Origin of the sequence: Companilactobacillus halodurans (assembly GCF_009600995.1) — a bacterium.
GTDB classification, from domain to species: Bacteria; Bacillota; Bacilli; order Lactobacillales; family Lactobacillaceae; genus Companilactobacillus; species Companilactobacillus halodurans.
Map to the genome: position 1 here is coordinate 46,309 of NZ_VDFO01000001.1, position 18,253 is coordinate 64,561.

General features: G+C 35.5%; 15 protein-coding genes, 2 tRNA genes, 1 riboswitch and 1 other annotated feature (1 of these 19 cut by a window edge). Of the genes, 3 read left to right on the plus strand and 14 right to left on the minus strand.

Annotation, left to right across the window (positions count from 1 at the left end):
* Positions 1 to 16: a binding site (T-box leader), on the minus strand (it extends 195 nt beyond the left edge of the window).
* A complete protein-coding gene (locus FHL05_RS00180) occupies positions 15 to 1,307 on the minus strand; it encodes a glucosaminidase domain-containing protein (RefSeq protein WP_153521747.1) in 1,293 nt (430 codons plus the stop codon). Its footprint overlaps the feature before it by 2 nt.
* A gap of 80 nt (positions 1,308 to 1,387) precedes the next feature.
* On the opposite strand from FHL05_RS00180, the gene FHL05_RS00185 reads away from it, so the two are divergent.
* Entirely contained in the window at positions 1,388 to 2,038 is a 651-nt protein-coding gene (locus FHL05_RS00185; RefSeq protein WP_153385007.1) for a phosphatase PAP2 family protein, read from the plus strand.
* On the opposite strand, the gene FHL05_RS00190 is transcribed toward FHL05_RS00185, so the two are convergent.
* Together FHL05_RS00190 and metK are read right to left on the minus strand one after the other, a co-directional pair.
* Positions 1,985 to 3,460, minus strand: coding sequence for an MDR family MFS transporter (locus FHL05_RS00190; protein WP_153521749.1), 1,476 nt, complete (start codon positions 3,458 to 3,460; stop codon positions 1,985 to 1,987). The genes FHL05_RS00185 and FHL05_RS00190 overlap by 54 nt on opposite strands.
* 73 nt (positions 3,461 to 3,533) lie before the next feature.
* Positions 3,534 to 4,730 carry a methionine adenosyltransferase gene (metK, locus tag FHL05_RS00195; protein WP_153521751.1) on the minus strand — a complete coding sequence of 399 codons (1,197 nt, stop codon included), beginning with the start codon at positions 4,728 to 4,730 and terminating at the stop codon, positions 3,534 to 3,536.
* A riboswitch (SMK box riboswitch) is annotated at positions 4,728 to 4,807 on the minus strand. Its footprint overlaps the gene before it by 3 nt.
* A gap of 92 nt (positions 4,808 to 4,899) precedes the next feature.
* Here metK and FHL05_RS00200 point away from each other — a divergent pair.
* Positions 4,900 to 5,574, plus strand: coding sequence for a hypothetical protein (locus tag FHL05_RS00200; protein ID WP_153521753.1), 675 nt, complete (start codon positions 4,900 to 4,902; stop codon positions 5,572 to 5,574).
* A 92-nt stretch (positions 5,575 to 5,666) separates the two neighbouring features.
* On the opposite strand, the gene FHL05_RS00205 is transcribed toward FHL05_RS00200, so the two are convergent.
* Positions 5,667 to 5,739 (minus strand) — tRNA-Val (locus tag FHL05_RS00205).
* Positions 5,740 to 5,744: 5 nt separating this feature from the next.
* Positions 5,745 to 5,816: transfer RNA gene (locus tag FHL05_RS00210), tRNA-Glu, on the minus strand.
* Positions 5,817 to 5,945: 129 nt separating this feature from the next.
* On the opposite strand from FHL05_RS00210, the gene FHL05_RS00215 reads away from it, so the two are divergent.
* On the plus strand, positions 5,946 to 6,563 hold the full coding sequence (locus FHL05_RS00215) for a DNA-3-methyladenine glycosylase (protein WP_337692528.1): 618 nt from the start codon (positions 5,946 to 5,948) through the stop codon (positions 6,561 to 6,563).
* Here FHL05_RS00215 and FHL05_RS00220 read toward each other — a convergent pair.
* From FHL05_RS00220 to FHL05_RS00260, 9 genes are all read right to left on the minus strand, one after another.
* Complete coding sequence (locus FHL05_RS00220) at positions 6,558 to 8,357, minus strand: heavy metal translocating P-type ATPase (protein WP_153521755.1); 1,800 nt, start codon at positions 8,355 to 8,357, stop codon at positions 6,558 to 6,560. The two genes, FHL05_RS00215 and FHL05_RS00220, sit on opposite strands and share 6 nt — an antisense overlap.
* A 271-nt stretch (positions 8,358 to 8,628) precedes the next feature.
* Positions 8,629 to 9,210: an anaerobic ribonucleoside-triphosphate reductase activating protein gene (nrdG, locus tag FHL05_RS00225; protein WP_153385013.1), complete on the minus strand. Its 582-nt coding sequence runs from the start codon at positions 9,208 to 9,210 to the stop codon at positions 8,629 to 8,631.
* Complete coding sequence (gene nrdD, locus FHL05_RS00230) at positions 9,140 to 11,338, minus strand: anaerobic ribonucleoside-triphosphate reductase (RefSeq protein WP_153521756.1); 2,199 nt, start codon at positions 11,336 to 11,338, stop codon at positions 9,140 to 9,142. The genes nrdG and nrdD overlap by 71 nt, the downstream gene beginning before the upstream one ends.
* Before the next feature lie 271 nt (positions 11,339 to 11,609).
* On the minus strand, positions 11,610 to 12,920 hold the full coding sequence (locus FHL05_RS00235) for a hypothetical protein (RefSeq protein ID WP_153385015.1): 1,311 nt from the start codon (positions 12,918 to 12,920) through the stop codon (positions 11,610 to 11,612).
* A gap of 159 nt (positions 12,921 to 13,079) precedes the next feature.
* Positions 13,080 to 14,141 (minus strand): aspartate-semialdehyde dehydrogenase, encoded by a 1,062-nt coding sequence (locus FHL05_RS00240; protein WP_153385016.1) that lies wholly within the window; start codon positions 14,139 to 14,141, stop codon positions 13,080 to 13,082.
* 25 nt (positions 14,142 to 14,166) lie between these two features.
* The gene (locus FHL05_RS00245) at positions 14,167 to 15,351 is read right to left on the minus strand and encodes an aminotransferase class I/II-fold pyridoxal phosphate-dependent enzyme (protein WP_153385017.1); all 1,185 of its coding nucleotides are present in this window, start codon (positions 15,349 to 15,351) and stop codon (positions 14,167 to 14,169) included.
* 90 nt (positions 15,352 to 15,441) lie between these two features.
* Positions 15,442 to 16,215 (minus strand): 4-hydroxy-tetrahydrodipicolinate reductase, encoded by a 774-nt coding sequence (gene dapB, locus FHL05_RS00250; protein ID WP_153385018.1) that lies wholly within the window; start codon positions 16,213 to 16,215, stop codon positions 15,442 to 15,444.
* Positions 16,216 to 16,225: 10 nt separating this feature from the next.
* Positions 16,226 to 17,095 (minus strand): 4-hydroxy-tetrahydrodipicolinate synthase, encoded by an 870-nt coding sequence (dapA, locus tag FHL05_RS00255; protein ID WP_153385019.1) that lies wholly within the window; start codon positions 17,093 to 17,095, stop codon positions 16,226 to 16,228.
* A complete protein-coding gene (locus FHL05_RS00260) occupies positions 17,096 to 18,253 on the minus strand; it encodes an N-acetyldiaminopimelate deacetylase (RefSeq protein ID WP_153385020.1) in 1,158 nt (385 codons plus the stop codon). It abuts the gene before it with no gap.

The window sequence follows — 18,253 nt, forward strand, 5'->3', positions numbered from 1 at the left end:
CGTTGTTTTACATTCTATACCAATAATGATTGACCGACAACCAATAAATCTGAATTTAAGTTATTTAATTGTTTAATATTGTCAATCGTTGTTCCTGCTTGTGAAGCAATTGAATCAATTGTATCGCCACTTTGAACAGTTACAGTATAATTATTTTTATTTCCTGAATCGTTATTATCATTTGAATTATAATCATTTTGCACATCGATTGAAGATGTATCGGTCGTATCGTCAGAAGCAACATACTTTTTAACTCCATTGCGTTCATCTTGAACAATAACTGGAGCTTGTTGAGTTCCATAAGCGTCTGAAACATTCCCTGTATCAACAATTTTATCGTTGTCATTAGAACTATTGGTATTCGTAGTATTTGCCAAATTCGTCAACGATGCAGCTTGAGTTGTCTGTGTGGCGTCATTGCCAATAATCTTTTTAATCGTCAAAGTCTTGCCTGGATAAATATAATTATCAGTCTTCAAATTATTCAAACTCATCAAACTGTTCTTATCTATATTAAATTTATCAGCAATTGATTGAACAGTATCGCCTTGACTGACAGTGTATGTCTGATCCTTATCTGAAAGATTAGTATCAAATTGAGTCAAATCGTACTTTTCAATCATACTATTCAATTTATCAGCATATGTTGTATCGGTTGCATAACGGCCTGTTAAAAATTTTGTAGCATCTTTATAAGAATCAGTGTTACTCTTCCAAGCTCCAGCGTATAATTGTGAATTTTCTGAAGTACCGCCACGAATTAAACTGACGTAGTCTTCCAAAGACTCTTTGTATGAAGGATATTTTCTAAAATTAGAACTAATTGAATAAAGATTACCTGTTCCATCATCTTCTTGAGTACCCATATTAACAGATGAATCCTTGTAACTTCCCTTGATACCAAAGAGATTATAGTTTGGCGAACTTGCTAAGCCACTAGTTCCCCAACCGCTTTCAACCATGGCCTGAGCAATCATAACTGACGCATACAGGTCATTGTTAGAAGCTAATTTACGAGCCGAATTACCAATATAATCAAGAAATTGCTCATCACCGACACCAGTGGAACTTACGGGAGTAGTAACTGCCGCTGAATTTTGTGATATTAAATTGCTGACCGACAAAGCCTCAGCCTTAACTGGCGTTGGCGCAGAAATACTAGTAATTTCAGCTACGGCAGTGCCGACAAAAACACTAGACCCCAAAATTGTCATATTTCGACGTAAATTTGCGTTCTTATTTTTTTTATTATTTAATTTAGTCAAACGACTATCTTCGATTTTGCGCTCACGACGTGTTATAACCATAAGTATCTGCTCTCCCTCAAAATCTTTATACTTTATTATATTTCTTAACAAAAACTTAAACAATAGAGAGATCAAAAATTATGAAAATATTTGCAAAAATAACTATCCTAAATATACTTTTACTGGTCGCCTTTTGCTTTTGGAGCTTGAATGTAGCTCTAAAAACAACTTTAATCAAAAACTTCGACATGACTTTAATTAGGCAAATCTATCATGCAAATGACCTGACGCTTACTTTCTTCCGACAAGTTACCAATATTGGTGACACCTATCAAACCATTACAATAGCAGCGATTATTTTTATCATATTAATAATTAAAAAATATAACTATGCTGCCATTTTTCTAGTCTTAAATAAGGTCGTCGTTGCTGGACTCAATAGTTTGATCAAACTGATCGTTCAAAGACCACGCCCTGAACATCATCATTTCGTCTATGCCGGAGGTTATAGTTTCCCCAGTGGACATTCTGCCAGTTCATTTGCTTTATACATTTCAGTACTGATAATTAGTTTATTTATCTTCAAAAAAATCAGCATCAAAATAATTATCAGTATGATTGCCATTTTGTTGGTTATTTTGGTTGGTTACAGTCGAATCTTTTTAGGTGTCCACTATCCTAGCGATGTCCTCGGTGGCTACCTCTTAGCGGCTACAATCCTAACTTTCAATACTCTATTATTTAGCATGAAGGATTTTTTTATTCTTCAACTCAAAGGCATTAAGAATTAATCCCACTACTAATAGTACAAGAGAAGCGACGTAAATATTGTGCAATCCTGAAAAAAGAATTTGTCGCATTTTGGGTAAAAGCTGATGTGGCAAGGAACTAGCCGTTTGTGGATCAATCAATTGATTCATCATATCGACTGTAATATTTTTGTTTTCTGCAGCCCCTTTGGCTAAAGCTGTATTCAAAACGATTCCATAAACTGAAACCATCATCGATTGACCAATAGTCCGCAACAACGTATTAAAACTCGTTGCCACTCCAACATTTTCTGGGTCGACAACCGTTTGGGCTGTGACAGTAGTTGTGGTAATCGTTAAACCAAAACCTAGACCTGCAATCCCTGCTAAACCGCAGAAGTACCAAAATGGCGTGCTGGCATTTGCTAACAATAACAAACCATTAGCAATGGCTAAGAAAAAGAGACTGATATAAATGACACGATTAGGTGCCATTTTTTTTATCAACGTACCAGCCCAGAATGAACCCAAAATCCAAACTATGGAACTAGGTGTGACAGCAAATCCTCCCATTGAAGGGCTTAATCCTAGTAGACCTTGCATCCAAGTTGGGATATAAGCTTCAAAACCAATCAAGAAACCACTAACCAAAAGTGCTAAAACATTTTGAATAACAAAAGTTTTATTTTTAAATAGCTCTAAAGGTAAAATTGGATCACTAACATGTTTTTCAACTTTGATAAACACAAAGATTGAAATAATCGAAACTAAAACTAAACCTATTGGCAACATTGGATTAGTGCTACCAATGTATTGAAGTGCCAACATCAATGGCAAAAGAACCAAAATCAACAAAATTGTACCTGAATAGTCAATTTTTATTTTTTCATGTTCTCTCTTGTCTTCTTTAAAGAAGAACCAAATCAAAGCCATAGTCAATAGACCAACTGGCAAGTTAATCAAGAAAACCCAGTGCCAGCTTAATTGTTCAACAATAAAACCACCTAATAATGGCGCAATAATTGCAGCAATTCCCCACGCGGAACCATTGAAACCAAGGATTTTAGCTCTTTTTTCCAGTGGATAAATGTCAGCGATAATCGTAAAAGTCAAAGGCTGAATGGCACCAGAACCAATACCTTGAATCACCCGAGCTAAAATCAATGTCAACATCGAGTTCGACATCGCACAAAGAGTCGAACCAATAACAAAAATAACTAAACCTATCAAAAGAATCGGTTTTCGTCCAATAATATCTGATAATTTTCCATAAATAGGCGTAGCTACCGCCGTCATCAGCAAATAAATTGAAAAGACCCAGTTCATTAAACTGACGCCATGCAAACTTCCAATAATTGTTGGCATCGCCGTCGAGACAATCGTCCCCTCAATTGCTGTCATAAATGTCGCAATAAATACCGCGATAGTGACAATTACAACATTCGATTGATTTTTTTGTGCCATTAAATAATTCCTCCCATAAAAAAAAGAGACGCTTCCTAAAGTTTACCTTTAAGAACGCCTCTGTAATCACCGATTAAATATGTAAGAAGTTCTTGATATCATCAACTTTATCAAGTTTTTCCCATGGTAAATCGATATCTGTACGTCCGAAGTGACCATATGCGGCCGTCTTCTTATAAATTGGTCTTTGTAAATCAAGCATTTCAATGATACCTAGTGGACGAAGATCAAAGAACTCATTGATACATTTTTCAATTTGTTCTTCAGAAAAGTCACTAGTACCAAATGTATCAACGTGAATTGATACAGGTCTTGCCACACCAATAGCGTAAGCAATTTGAATTTCAACCTTTTCAGCAACACCGGCAGCTACAAGGTTTTTAGCGATGTATCTGGCAGCGTAACTAGCTGAACGGTCAACTTTAGTAGCATCCTTACCTGAGAAGGCACCACCACCATGACGAGCAAAACCACCGTAAGTATCAACGATAACTTTACGTCCAGTTAGACCAGAATCCCCTTCTGGTCCACCGATAACAAAACGACCTGTTGGATTAATTAAAATCTTAGTCTTGTCATCCATCATGTTTGCTGGAACTACTTCATCAATAACATATTTCTTGATGTCTTTTTTAACTTGATCCAGACTAGCCTCAGCTTTATGTTGAGTACTCAAAACAATTGTATCAACACGAACTGGATGATCGTTTTCATCGTATTCGATAGTTACTTGTGACTTAGCATCTGGCATCAAGTAATCAATTGTTCCGTTCTTTCTAACTTCAGCAGTCTTTCTCATTAACTTATGAGCCAGTGAAATTGGCAAAGGCATGAACTCTTTAGTTTCATTTGTTGCAAAACCAAAAACAAATCCTTGATCACCGGCACCAATTTGGTCCAATGGATCAATATCTTTGTTGTTGTCACGTCTTTCTAGCGCGTCATCAACACCTTGAGCAATATCAGGTGATTGTTCATCAAGTGCGACTAAAACGGCACAGCTATTTCCATCGAAACCAGGATTTGAACCATCATAGCCAATATCAGTGATAGTCTTACGAACTACACTTTGAATATCGACATATGCTGAAGTTGAAATCTCACCAACAACTAATACAAGACCAGTTGTGACAGTTGTTTCGCAGGCAACACGTGCATCTTTATCCTTTGCTAAAATTGCATCGAGAATTGCATCACTAATTTGATCAGCAACTTTATCTGGATGTCCCTCTGAAACTGACTCAGAAGTAAATAAATAATTTTTTGACATAATTTCTTTCCACCTTTTCGGTTACAGGGCCTCTCCTTAAACAAAAAAAGGATCCCATCAGGAACCTTTTAATAGGTTAACACAAAACTAGACCATTTTCATGAAAAATCATGGTTTGACGTTAAACTTTTTCTACATTAATATTATTTTATACATCAAAGGAGTCACTATGGATAAGTTAAAATCTAAAAAATTATTATTAGCTTTGATTGAATTTATCAGTTACCATATCTTTCCGTTCATTTTTATTTTCGTACATGGTCTCAACAATTATTCAATTCATGGTTTCTTAATCATCATGGTCGCAATGGTTGCCTTATATAAAGAATTCATTTTGACCTTGAATCCTAATAAATATTTTCACCTTCTATACAGTGCTATCTATTTATTATTAGCTATTTTATCAATTCATTCCTTAAACAACTTTGTTATGATTTTGATTTTTGCTCAATTAGTTTTCTTATACCTAATTCGCTACTTACCAAAGAATAGCGAAAATATTGCCTCTCTGATAGCTGATTTTATTGTCCCAAGCTTTATGTCAATTGCTTTAGCCTTCACTTATATGCACTTTATCTCAATAACTTTTATTGTTCCTTTATTGTTAGTAAATCTAGCAACAGTCTTAATTAATTATTTTGAAGGCGCAAAAACTGATTATATTGAATTGATCAGTATCTCTGGATTAAGTTTCATCCTATTTCTACTAGGTTATATCAGTCTTTGGACTGCTGTGGTTATCATAATTTTTGTCATGATTATGTCATTACTGAAAAAATACAAGAATTTTTCACAACCGAACCTTTTCTATCGCATCGTTGGAAATTTAATTTTAATTATTTAACCTTTAGAGTCCAAATACCGCATTTGGGCTTTTTTATTTCAAAATTTAAACAAAAAAACATCTAACCGAAGTTAGATGTTTTAAACTTTTGATGGAGGATACAGGGATCGAACCTGTGACCTCCTGCTTGTAAGGCAGATGCTCTCCCAGCTGAGCTAATCCTCCAAAAGTGACCCGTACGAGATTTGAACTCATGTTACCGCCGTGAAAGGGCGGTGTCTTAACCACTTGACCAACGGGTCATAATATTTATTTGTTTGTCGCTCTCTCAAGCACAAGAAATATAATACAATAATAATTAAGGTCTAGCAAGCTTTTTTTTAAACTTTTTGAAACTTTTTTGAAAATTAGGAGGATAATGGATTTTGAACGTGCAAAATTACTTTGAAACATCTAAAACTATGGACTTGGCCCAAGACATGTTGGGACACAGTTTTACATATGATTCTAACCAAGGCCATTTCAAAGGTCTGATTGTCGAAACAGAGGCTTACTTAGGACCTATCGATATGGCTGCTCACAGTTACAATAGTCGCCATACCAAAGCAAACGATCCCCTTTACCAAGCTGGCGGTACTATTTACATTTATTCAATCCACAGTTGGTTAGATATGGATATCAGTATTCAAAAAGCTGGTACTCCAAATGGAATTTTAATTCGCGCACTACAGCCACTGGCAGGAATTGATTTGATGGAAGAAAACCGTGGCAAAACTGGTTTTGATGCAACTAATGGACCTGCTAAGTGGATGGCCGCCTTTGGTATCACAGACAAAACTTTATCAGGAACCGTTTTAAATGAAAACAATTTTGTTTTTTCAGACAAAAAAATTCAGACTCCAAAAGAAATATTAGCCACGCCAAGGATCGGCGTGAAAAATAAGGAGCCATGGACTTCAAAAAATATGCGCTTTATTGTAAAAGGAAATCCTTATGTTTCTAAATTGCCCAAGCGTGATATGAATTTAGATACTTACGGTTGGTTATAATTTGTCGCTACGAGCACGTAAGGCATAAAGAATGGCCACTGTATCGACTACTTCCTGGCATAAAGCTCCAATGATAGTTGGAATCAGTCCAAAAGCTGCAATTACCATTAAGGCAATACAGATAAATATACCTAACAAAACCGCTTCTTTAGCAATCCTCATTGTGTCGTGAGATATTTTTATCACGGTACTAACTTTACTGAGGTCGTCTTGTAAAATAACTGCATCAGCAGATTCACTAGCAGCATTGGCACCTTTATATCCCATTGCAATGCCGACATCAGCTAAAGCTAATGCTGGAGCATCATTTACTCCATCGCCGACCATTACAGTTGGATGGTAATCCTTATCTAGATTATCGATAATTCTTACTTTGTCAGCCGGTAAACTAGAAGGATAAGCTTTTGTTATTCCTACACTTGAAGCAACCATTTCGGTTGCTTCTTTTTTATCTCCAGAAATCATTAAAATATTCTGGATACCAAAATCTTTTAATTTTTGAATGGTCATTTTCGATTCTGGCCGAATTTGATCCAAAAGACTAAAACTGCCAGCATATTGATTATCAATTGATATATAAACACCAGAGCCTTTTACTTCTTCAACTTTTTGATCAGTTACAAAACTACCTTGACCAACTTTAACCTGGTGACCTTGAATTTTACCAACAATACCTTTAGCAGTGATTTCTTTCAAATCTTCAGCGTTATATAACGATAGATTATGTTCCTTAGCAAAATTGACAATGGCCTCAGCCATTACATGGCTTGAATTTTGTTCAAGTGAAGCCGCATAACTTAAAACAGTTTTCTCATCAAAGCCATTTGTTACCTGGAAATCATCAACAACTAATTTTCCCATGGTAATGGTTCCTGTCTTATCGAACGCTACCGTTTTAGCAGCATTTAGTTTTTCCAAAGCCGTTCCCGATTTAACTATAATGCCGTTACGGCTGGTACGACTCATACCCGAAACAAAGGCAATTGGAGCCGCTAAGATCAAAGGACATGGTGAAGCAACAACTAGAACCTGAGCAATTCTTACCGGATCTTTTGAAATATACCAAGCTAATCCAGCAATAATATAAGCAATCAAAGTGAAAGGAACCGCATAACGGTCAGCTAGTCTGACAAAATGTGCTGGATGAGTCTCTGATTCCTTAACTAATTTAACAATTGCTTGATATTCTGAATCAGCTGCAATTTTTTCTGCTTTTATCTTAAAAGGATTTTCGCCATTAATTGAACCAGACATAACAGAGGTTCCAGTCGTGACATTAACCGGAACTGATTCACCAGTCAAAGAAGATTCATCGACTTCGGAATTCCCTTCAATGACTATTCCATCAACTGGCACTTGTTCTTTTGGACGAACCAGTAACTCGTCCCCCACTTTAACATCATCAATCTCAACATCGACTAAATCATTTTTAGAAACTAAATGAGCTTGTGAAGGAGTATTATCCAGCAATGATTTTAATTCACTTTTAGCCTTATTAGCAGCGTACTCCTCTAAAGTATCTCCACCAGTCAGCATTAGTAACACGATCCAACCAGCCCAATATTGCCCTAAAACAATTGTGGCAACAATAGCTGTAATTGCCAAAAGGTCAATTCCAAAATTACCAGATTTAAGAACTTTTATCATATCGATAAACATAATCAATGCTAATAAAAGTCCTAAAATACTAATTATCAATTGTGCATAATATGGTAAATGGAAAATGAATTCTAAAACTGCGGCAATGAAACCAATGGTCAAAGTACCATATAATTTGATTTTGTCAGAGTTCATAAAATCACAATCCTCTCTAATTCTTCTTTCTCAATCAAAGTATAACCGGTCTCTCACAAAAGATAAAGTATTAAGCTGGAATAATTCTCATTTAGGTTTCATTTTTATATTATTTTCAAATTAGTCTACATCAGTGGTTTTGTTAGCAAGGTCAATAAATAGATTGAGTACCAATTAGCAGAATTATCAAAAAATAGTTTAAAAAATAGTCATATCATGAATTTGATATGACTATCACTAGTATGATTTAATTTATCAATCGATAAAACGATTATCTAACCAATTTATCCCAGATAACAACTTTATTTTGTTTTAAAGATTTTTGAACATCAATGATTCTTTGATTAGAAGAACCACGAAATTGCAGAGTTAAATCTTTCTTACGCAACAAAAAACGACCATCAACTAGAATGTCTAATAATGATAATAATTCCAATTTATCATTTGATTCTTTCATCATCTCGTCCCATGAATAACCAGTCCATGACCAAATATCTTTGCTATGACCAAATTCTTTCCGGATTCGTTTACATAACGATAAACAAACTTCCGTATTCAAAAATGGTTCTCCACCTAAAAGAGTTAACCCCTGAACATAATCATGATCTAGGTCCGTTATAATCTTATCTTCAAGCTCTTTTGTATAGGGCTTGCCGTAACGGAAATCTTGAGCCGCAACGTTATAACACCCTGGGCATCTAAAAAGACAGCCCGATACATATAGACTGCATCGAACCCCTTCCCCATCAACAAAATTAAAAGGCTTGTAATCAGCAATCCTCTTAAGACTGTGGTCCTTGCTTAACCATTCTTTGGGAGTCGGATTGTTTGGCTCTCTCATATTTTGCCGCATGCTGTATCATCTCCGAAGTTATATTTTTTCTACGTGAAGCTATTTCTACGTGACGACCATGAATCATTGGTCTTTGTTGAGGATTACCAAGATACCCACAAGTCCGTTTGACCACATCACAAGTTAAAGGATCGTGATTTCCACACTTTGGACAAACGAATCCTCGAGCAGTTGCTTTAAATTCACCCTTGAAACCACATTCAAAACACTGATCAATTGAAGTATTAGTTCCTAAATAACCAACGTGATCATAAGCCCAATCCCAAACAGCTTCTAATGCCTTAGGATTTTGACGCAAGTTTGGATATTCGCAGTAATGAATAAATCCTCCAGAAGCATACTTTGGAAAAACCTCTTCAAAAGTCAATTTTTCAAATGGATTGGGGTGTTTGCGAACATCGTAGTGAAAACTATTCGTATAATATTCTTTTTCAGTAATATTAGGGACCGAGCCAAATTTGTCCAAGTCATCTCGACAAAAAGTATCCGTCAAAGATTCAGCTGGAGTTGAATAAAGACTATAGTGATATCCACTAATTTGAGCCCATTGATGACATTTTTGACTTAAGGCCTTAACGATACTTTCAGCAAAATCATGTGCTTCTTGATTGTTTTCCCATTTATCTCCATAGAACTCGGTACAAACTTCATAAAGACCAATGTAACCTAAAGAAACCGTAGCTCGTTGATTTTTAAAGAGTTCATCTATTTTGTCAGTCTTTTTCAAACGTTTGCCAAAGGCTCCATACATATACAATAACGGAGCATTTTCAGGTTTAGCCTGTTTAGTTCGCTTGATTCGATACTCCAAGGCTATGTGACAAAGTTGCATTTTTTCTTCAAATATTTCCCAAAATAAGGTTTTATCACCATTTGATTCTAGGGCAATCCTAGGCAAATTAACCGTTACAACGCCAAGATTCATTCGCCCTGAATTAACTTCTTTACCAGTCTCATCTTTCCAACCTTGTAAAAACGAGCGACAGCCCATCGGAGTTTTAAAACTACCTGTAATTTCTTTGATTTTGTCGTACATCAAAAGATCAGGATACATTCTCTTGGTTGAACATTCTAAGGCCAATTCTTTAATATCATAGTTTGGATCACTGGGATTAAGGTTTAAGCCTCTTTTAATCGTAAAAGTCAATTTTGGAAAGATAGCCGTCCGATGTTCCTTACCTAATCCCTTGATTCTAATTTTCAAAATTGATTTTTGGATTTCACGTTCGATCCAATTAGTTCCTAATCCAAAATTAATGGTCGTAAAAGGCGTTTGGCCTTGAGATGAATAAAGCGTGTTGATTTCATATTCCAAGGCTTGCATTGCATCATAAATATCCTTTTTCGTCTTTTCACGCGCAAACTCATCTTGTTTATTTTTAGGAACCCATTTCTTAGCATCACTTAAATGTTTTTGAAAATTTATTTTTGCGTAAGGTGCCAATAGTTGATCAATTCGATTAGCTGAGCAGCCTCCATATTGTAACGACGCTACATTAGCAATTATTTGCGACATCTGAGCTGTTGCCGTTTGAATCGATCTTGGAGAAGATACCCAAGCATTGCCAATTTTAAAACCATTCTTGAGCATTTCATCAAAATCAATCAAACAACAATTAGTTTCAGGAGTAACCGGAGAATAATCTAAGTCATGCCAGTGAATGTCGCCACGTAAATGAGCTTTGGCCACTAATTCTGGCAACATCTTTAATCCCAATGCTCGACTAGTTACTCCAGCCTCTAAATCACGTTGCGTATTAAAAACATTACTGTCCTTGTTAGCATTTTCATGAATCACATCAGCATTGCGCTTGAATAATCGCCCAATATTTTCTTGAACATTAGTAGCATGTGCAAACTTGGCTTGATCGCCTTGAAAATATTCTTCATATTGATTGGCCTGCTTTTCTTTTAATGAATTGAAAATAAACTCATGAATCTTAGTCGTTAAAATCAAACTATCATTTTCAAAATAATGGAGGAAATCCATTTCTAATTTAGATTTTTCTTCACTGCTTAGACCTAGTTTGTCCAAAATAAATCTAATCTTATAAGGATAAAATTTAGTTATCACGCCACTTCTTTTCTTAACTGATTTTTCTTTTAATTTATCCAATGGCTCTTCCATGCTTACTCCCCCAAATTCAACTTGCTAAAACATTTACTGAAGTTATTCTACAAAAAAAATCATAAAAAAACAAGACTACCAAATACAATATGGTGTGGTATATAACACACGCATACTATATATAGTAGTCTAGAATCATTTTTTATAAATTTATAATTATATAACTGTGTTCTTACGTCGTTGCATCAATCGCTAAAACAGTAGTAGCAACCCTTTTAGGATCAATTCCCAAAAATAACTATTTTATATCTTGTAACGTTGTAATGGCTTTTTACTCTTTTCCACGAGCAAAATAAAAAGTTGTAGCTGCATAAACAAAGACGATAGCAGTAATGAAGATATGTACGCCATAAAGGATGCCGATATCTGGTCCATCAGTAATATGATTGTTGAAGAAACCTAAAGCATTGATTTTAGTAAAGAAACTGACAAAATAAATCGTTGTCATATAAACTAATTGTTGCGATACATTACCAACACATGATAACTGATACTTGATTAAAAAAGCTCGTTCAGAATCGATATCTGCTTTGTGATACAAATTATCATTTAAAATCCGATTGTCATCTCCAACAAAGACAGAACAAAAGAACAGGCCGATAAAGTACGTATAATCAAATAGCGCCAAAATTAATCCCAGCAATAACAGAGGATAACGCAATGATTGAAATTTTTTAAGAAAGATAGGTCCTAACTGAAAACCTACTAAATAAATCGTATAAATTAAGATCAAACTATTGAATCCAAAGCGAATCGTACTATCAAAAATTGCATACAACATCACGTAATTCATCACGACGCCACGATTAATGGCAACTAAACTCACTGGAAATATTTTTCTGTGAATATCTATTTGATAATAGGCTAAAAATAAGAATAAGACGATGGCTGCTAAACTAATTAATAAATCAATCGAATTAGAAACAGCTTTTAAGCGAGTATAACGAATAATAAAAATCAACATAACTAAACTGGCTAAAAGTATCAATTTGAAAAGTGAATTAACCTTGAATTTAGGTTTTCGTTCAATCCCTTGATAAAAAGTCAATCGATGAGTTACTTGTAAGCCTCCAACCATGGAAGCAAAGAACAAGAAGGCTAATAAGATAAATGACAGATTCAAAAATTTCGTCTTTGAGGCAATCAATTGTACGATCAACAACAAAATAACTGTTAAAACAACTGACAAGGTGTGCATTCGATTGAACTTAAATTCTTTATCCATCTGACCTCTTGACCTTACTGTCAAATAATATGGCCAAATCCAACTCGAAGCTAGACCTAAGAATATTCCTCCAAGAATACCAAAAACAGGATGACTGGCTCCTAAAATAAAAAGAGAACCAATGACTCCCAATAAACTAGACATTGCCAACATGGTTGAAGCAGGCAACGTTATGAATGTCGTTACAAGCATCCCTAAAGCTCTAAATGTATAAAGCATTAGGAAAGGCAAAGCATAGGCAAATACACTCTTATTTTGATTATATAAGGTCAAACAGAAAAAATATGGTATTGCAACTCCAGCGTTGGCCAAAAGGTCCAAAACGCCTTCGTTAAATATACTCGTTATTCGCTTCATTATTTTTTTCACCTAGAATTAATGTCTTTAAATATTTTAACAGATATAAGGAAAAAATGATTCCAGAGACATCAGTTTTTTCATTAATTCCTCTACTTGGTAACAAATAATATCAAAAAAAGCTTCACTAATTCAAAAAAGAATTAATGAAACTTCATATTATTTAACGTGAACTAAATTATCAGCAACTAAACGTTCAGCAATTTGAACCGTGTTCCAAGCTGCACCCTTAAGCAAGTTGTCAGAAACAACCCACATATTAAAAGCACCGTCATTTTCCAAATCTGGACGAATCCGTCCTACAAAAGTATCACGACTATTAACTGCATTGATTGGTTGTGGATAAACCTGATGCTTAGGATCATCTTGTAAGACTGCTCCTGGAGCTTCTTTAATCAACTGTTGAATTTTTTCAGTCGTAGCTGATTTATCTTCAACTTCAATATAAATAGATTCACCGTGACTGATAGGAACTGGAACTCTGACACAAGTAGCTGTAACTTTGATTTTTGGTGAATTCATATCGCCCAACATAATCTTCTTAGTTTCATGAATCATTTTCCATTCTTCATGAGAATAAAGATTATCTTCCAAGACGTCGATTTGTGGCAATAGGTTGAAAGCTAAAGGATAATGTTCCTTATCGCCCTTAGTTGGAAAAATGTCTGCTTTCATGTCTTTACCATCAAGGTAATCTTGGGCCTGAGTATACAATTCATTCAAAGCACTTTGCCCTGCGCCACTGGCAGCTTGATAAGTTGAAACAATGATTTGCTTCAAGCCAAAGGCTTTTCTGATTGGTTCTAGAGCCACCATCATCTGAATCGTGGAACAATTAGGATTGGCAATTATTCCATGATGATTATATAAAGCAGCTTCATTAACTTCAGGTACAACTAATGGTACATCTTTTTCCATTCGAAAAGCACTCGTATTATCAACACAAACGGCTCCGCGTTTTACAGCTTCGGGTAAAAACTTTTTAGAAACAGCTCCACCTGCTGAAGCTAAGACCAAATCGACTCCATCAAAGGACTCTGGTTTAGCTTCTTCAACGGTGACTTCTTGTCCCTTAAATTGTAATTTTTTACCAGCTGAACGATACGAAGCTAGTAACTTAACTTGTTTAACTGGAATAGTCGACTGTTCCAATTGTTGAATCAAACGTGTCCCAACAGCTCCTGTGGCACCTAAAATTGCTACTGTATATTCATCACTCATAAATAACTCATCCCTTAATTCAAATTTATAAACTCTCTGTAAACTTTCTTAAACGTTTCATAGCTTCTTTAATATCTTCCATGGATGAAGCATAGGAAATTCTGAAATGACCTTCGCCACCCTCACCAAAGGCAACTCCTGGAGTAACTCCAACGAGACCCTCTGTTGCCAATTTATCGGCAAATTCAATTGAAGTTAAATGGAATTTTTCTGGAATCTTTGAAAAGGTATAAAAAGCACCCTCAGGGGTTTTTGTTTCATACCCCAAATTGTTTAATTGCTCAACTAAGTAATCACGACGTTCTTGGTAAACTTTCTTCATTGCAACTGGATCGTCGATTCCATTTTCCAAAGCTTCTTGTGCAGCGAACTGAGCCGGGTTAGAAGGTGCTGTAACCGTAAAGGCATGCATCTTTCCAGCTTGGGTAATGAAATCTTTAGGACCGGCTACGTAACCGATACGATACCCTGTCATTGCATGTGATTTTGATAGACCATTAATCAAAAGTGTTTTTCCAGGTAATAATTTGGCTAAAGAAATATGTTTATGACCATAAGTCAATTCGGCATAGATTTCATCAGAAATAACGAACATATTCTTATCCTTAACGACATCAACTAGTTCTTGCAATTGAGCTTGCGAATAAACAAATCCTGTTGGATTACCAGGGAAATTAAGCATTAGGGCTTTGACCTTATCAGGTCCTTCTTCTTCAATAACTTCTTCTAATTTTTTACCTGTTAAACGAAAACCATCAGCTGTGGTATTAACTTGGACGGGAATTCCACCAAGAATCTTTACGATAGGAATGTAAAGAGCAAATGTTGGTGTAGGAATAATTACCTTATCGCCAGGATTAATAATGGCAGCAAGTGAATCAAAGATTGCTTCAGTAGCACCAATTGTCACTATAATTTCAGTTGCCGGATCATATTGTAAGTCGAATTGCTTATCCAAATACCCAGAAATAGCTTTACGTAAACTTAGAAAGCCCGTTTGGTCAGAATAATGCGATTTATTCTCTTTAATACTTTCAATGGCGGCATTTTTTACATGTTCTGGAACATTGAAATCTGGTTCGCCTAAAGTCAATTTAATCAAACCAGGGATTTTTGCAAATTTTTCAGCAAAGATTCTAATTTGTGATCTTCCCATTGGGGCAAGGGTCTCATTTACTACATTTTTTACTGATGAATCTAATTCTGGCATTGTGCAACACTCCTTAAAATTAATAATAATCTAATTCTATAACAAACTCCGTCAAATTATTAGAGCTTTTGTAATTTTTTTAAATAATTTCTAAATGATTTGTTCTAAACCAATTACTAGTTGGTTTCGTTTCATAACTTCATGGATTGCTAATTTAACGCCAGTCATAAATGATTCACGGTCGCTTGTACTTTGAGAAATCGTCAATGTTTCACCGACGCCGCCAAAGATGACCTCTTCATCGGCTACAAAACCTGGCAAGCGAAGTGCATGAATCTTAGTTCCATGATAATCTCCACCTCTTGTATGAAGTGGATCTTCACTACTATGTTGTTCTTGATCTTTACCTCGAGCTTGATAAATCAAGCGAGCCGTATTCATGGCCGTACCAGAAGGTGCATCGATTTTATCTTCATGATGCTTTTCAACAATTTCTGATTCCGAGAAATATTTTGCAGCTACCTGCGCAAATTTCATCATTAAAACAGCTGAAAGTCCAAAGTTTGAAGCAATAATTCCACCTAATTCTTTTGAATCAGCCAATTTTTTTAATTCAGAAGTTTGATCTTCACTCATTCCACTAGTTCCAATCACAGGTCGAATCCCCTGTTCGATTGCAAATTTAGTATTTTCAAAAACAGCACTTGGAACTGAAAAGTCAATCCAAATATCAGCTTCAATATTAATATCAGCTAATTTATTAAACACTTTGACATCATCCGATAATCCATAGGTTTTCGGATCAAGATCAGTAATAATTGAATTATATCCAGCAACTAGTTGCATATCAGACGCTGAATTGACCATATTGACAGCCTTTTGACCCATTGAACCATTGAAACCAGAAATAATAACTTTTATCATACGAAAGCTCCTATAAATCTAATTTTTTGAATAAAATATTTTTTTCTTCATCATTCAAAGAAACAATTGGCAAACGACAGCCACCAACTTCATAACCCAACTGGTTCAAAGCTGCCTTAACAGGCGATGGTGATGGATACATAAATAAAGCACTCATTTTAGGAGTTAATTGACGTTGAATCTTGCCAGCAATTTGATAATTTCCTTCATCAAGATCCTTATACATCTCTGTCATTTCGTTTCCATAAATATGAGAAGCTACAGAAACAACGCCATTAGCACCAATCACCTTAGCAAACAAAGCTTGAGCATCTTCACCACTGTAAACTGCAAAATCTTTATCGGTATGTTCAACAATGTATTCCAAATCTTCCAGGGTATTGCACTGCTTAACTCCAGAAATATTGCTATTTTGAGCTAATTTAACGACGGTTTCTTTTTCCATCAAGACGCCTGTTCGACCAGGAATGTTATAAATCATAATTGGTAAAGGTGAATTCTTGGCAACTGTTTCAAAATGGGCAATCATCCCTCGTTGATTAGGCTTGTTGTAATAAGGAACTACTACTAAAGCCATATCAATACCATCAATTTTTGACAATTTATTAATAAAATCAATCGTCTGTTCTGTATTATTACTGCCGGCACCCGCAACTATTGGAACTCGGTGATCTACAATCTTAACGAACTCTTGATATAAGTCTAATTTTTCTTTTTCAGTTAAAGTAGGAGTTTCACCAGTCGTTCCACCAATGACGAATCCTTGGCTTCCTGTAGCCAATAAATGCTCTGTCAATTTCTTTAGAGCTTTATAATCTACTTCTCCATTTTGTGCAAATGGCGTAATAATAGCCGTCATCAAATCAACATCGTTAAACATTTATTTCTCCTCCAAATTCATTCGATAATTTAAAAAGCCAACCATTGCTTTGACTCCTTGTTCAATCGCCTCTTCGTGAGGCAAAAAGTCAGCTGAATGTAAAGCACCAGGGCTTTCCACCCCTAGCCAAAACATTGTTCCGGGAATTTTATTCAACAAATATCCAAAATCTTCACCTGTCATAGCTGGAGCTGTCTCTTCAAAATCAACAGCTTTATTTTGTTGCATATATTCGATAAAACGTTTAGTCAAAACTGGATCGTTTTCAACTGGGTAATAACCGCCCTGATTGAAATTGATTTTGATTGAACAATTAAATGACTTCTCCAAGCCTTCAGCAATTTCGGAAATCCTTAAACGCAAGTATTCAATCATACTTTGCGTCAAACCTCGAATCGTTCCTTCTAAATGAACTTTACCAGCGATAACATTTCTAATTACACCGGCTTCAATTTTTCCAAAAGTAATTACTCCACAACGAGTTGGATCAATATTTCGTGAAATAATAGTTTGAACTTGCTCAATGAAATTAGCAGCAATAACAATCGAATCATTAGCTAGCTGTGGATATGCAGCGTGACCGCTTTTTCCTTTAATATCAACATTTACTTCCGTTGTCCCGGCAAACAAAGTACCGTTACGACAACCTATAACGCCAGTTTTTAATTGGGCATTATCGTGCAATCCATAAAATTCATCGACCTGGAAACGTTTAGAAAAAGCTCCCAAATCATAAGCTTTTCTACCGCCGCTTTGACTTTCTTCGGCTGGTTGAAAGAAGAATATCAAATTATCCTTTGGTTGATGCTCAGCATAATAACTTAGAATGCCTAAAGCCACGGTCATATGAATATCGTGTCCACAGGCATGCATCACACCCTTTGTTTGAGATGCATATTTTAAGCCGTTTGTTTCGTTAACAGGCAACGCATCCATATCACAGCGATAACCGATATTTCTCTTAGGATTGCTCCCTTTTATCAACACCAACAGAGCAGTTGGAAGTTCTGGTAGCTCTTTAATTTCCATATTGACTTGAGAAAATTTACTTATCACTTGTTTGAGGTAGTCATGCGTTTTGAATTCTTCTAATGAAAGTTCTGGAATCGTATGTAAATGACGTCTAATATCAATTAATTCAGTTTCACTTAAGACCAT

What these genes read in the sequence shown, in the direction of transcription:
- FHL05_RS00235 (WP_153385015.1), bottom strand. Translation starts at nt 12,920, where the DNA reads ATGAAGCGAATAACGAGTATATTTAACGAAGGCGTTTTGGACCTTTTG.
- FHL05_RS00260 (WP_153385020.1), bottom strand. Translation starts at nt 18,253, where the DNA reads ATGGTCTTAAGTGAAACTGAATTAATTGATATTAGACGTCATTTACAT.
- FHL05_RS00200 (WP_153521753.1), top strand. Translation starts at nt 4,900, where the DNA reads ATGGATAAGTTAAAATCTAAAAAATTATTATTAGCTTTGATTGAATTT.
- nrdD (WP_153521756.1), bottom strand. Translation starts at nt 11,338, where the DNA reads ATGGAAGAGCCATTGGATAAATTAAAAGAAAAATCAGTTAAGAAAAGA.
- FHL05_RS00190 (WP_153521749.1), bottom strand. Translation starts at nt 3,460, where the DNA reads ATGGCACAAAAAAATCAATCGAATGTTGTAATTGTCACTATCGCGGTA.
- FHL05_RS00245 (WP_153385017.1), bottom strand. Translation starts at nt 15,351, where the DNA reads ATGCCAGAATTAGATTCATCAGTAAAAAATGTAGTAAATGAGACCCTT.
- metK (WP_153521751.1), bottom strand. Translation starts at nt 4,730, where the DNA reads ATGTCAAAAAATTATTTATTTACTTCTGAGTCAGTTTCAGAGGGACAT.
- FHL05_RS00220 (WP_153521755.1), bottom strand. Translation starts at nt 8,357, where the DNA reads ATGAACTCTGACAAAATCAAATTATATGGTACTTTGACCATTGGTTTC.
- FHL05_RS00180 (WP_153521747.1), bottom strand. Translation starts at nt 1,307, where the DNA reads ATGGTTATAACACGTCGTGAGCGCAAAATCGAAGATAGTCGTTTGACT.
- nrdG (WP_153385013.1), bottom strand. Translation starts at nt 9,210, where the DNA reads ATGCGGCAAAATATGAGAGAGCCAAACAATCCGACTCCCAAAGAATGG.
- FHL05_RS00185 (WP_153385007.1), top strand. Translation starts at nt 1,388, where the DNA reads ATGAAAATATTTGCAAAAATAACTATCCTAAATATACTTTTACTGGTC.
- dapA (WP_153385019.1), bottom strand. Translation starts at nt 17,095, where the DNA reads ATGTTTAACGATGTTGATTTGATGACGGCTATTATTACGCCATTTGCA.
- dapB (WP_153385018.1), bottom strand. Translation starts at nt 16,215, where the DNA reads ATGATAAAAGTTATTATTTCTGGTTTCAATGGTTCAATGGGTCAAAAG.
- FHL05_RS00240 (WP_153385016.1), bottom strand. Translation starts at nt 14,141, where the DNA reads ATGAGTGATGAATATACAGTAGCAATTTTAGGTGCCACAGGAGCTGTT.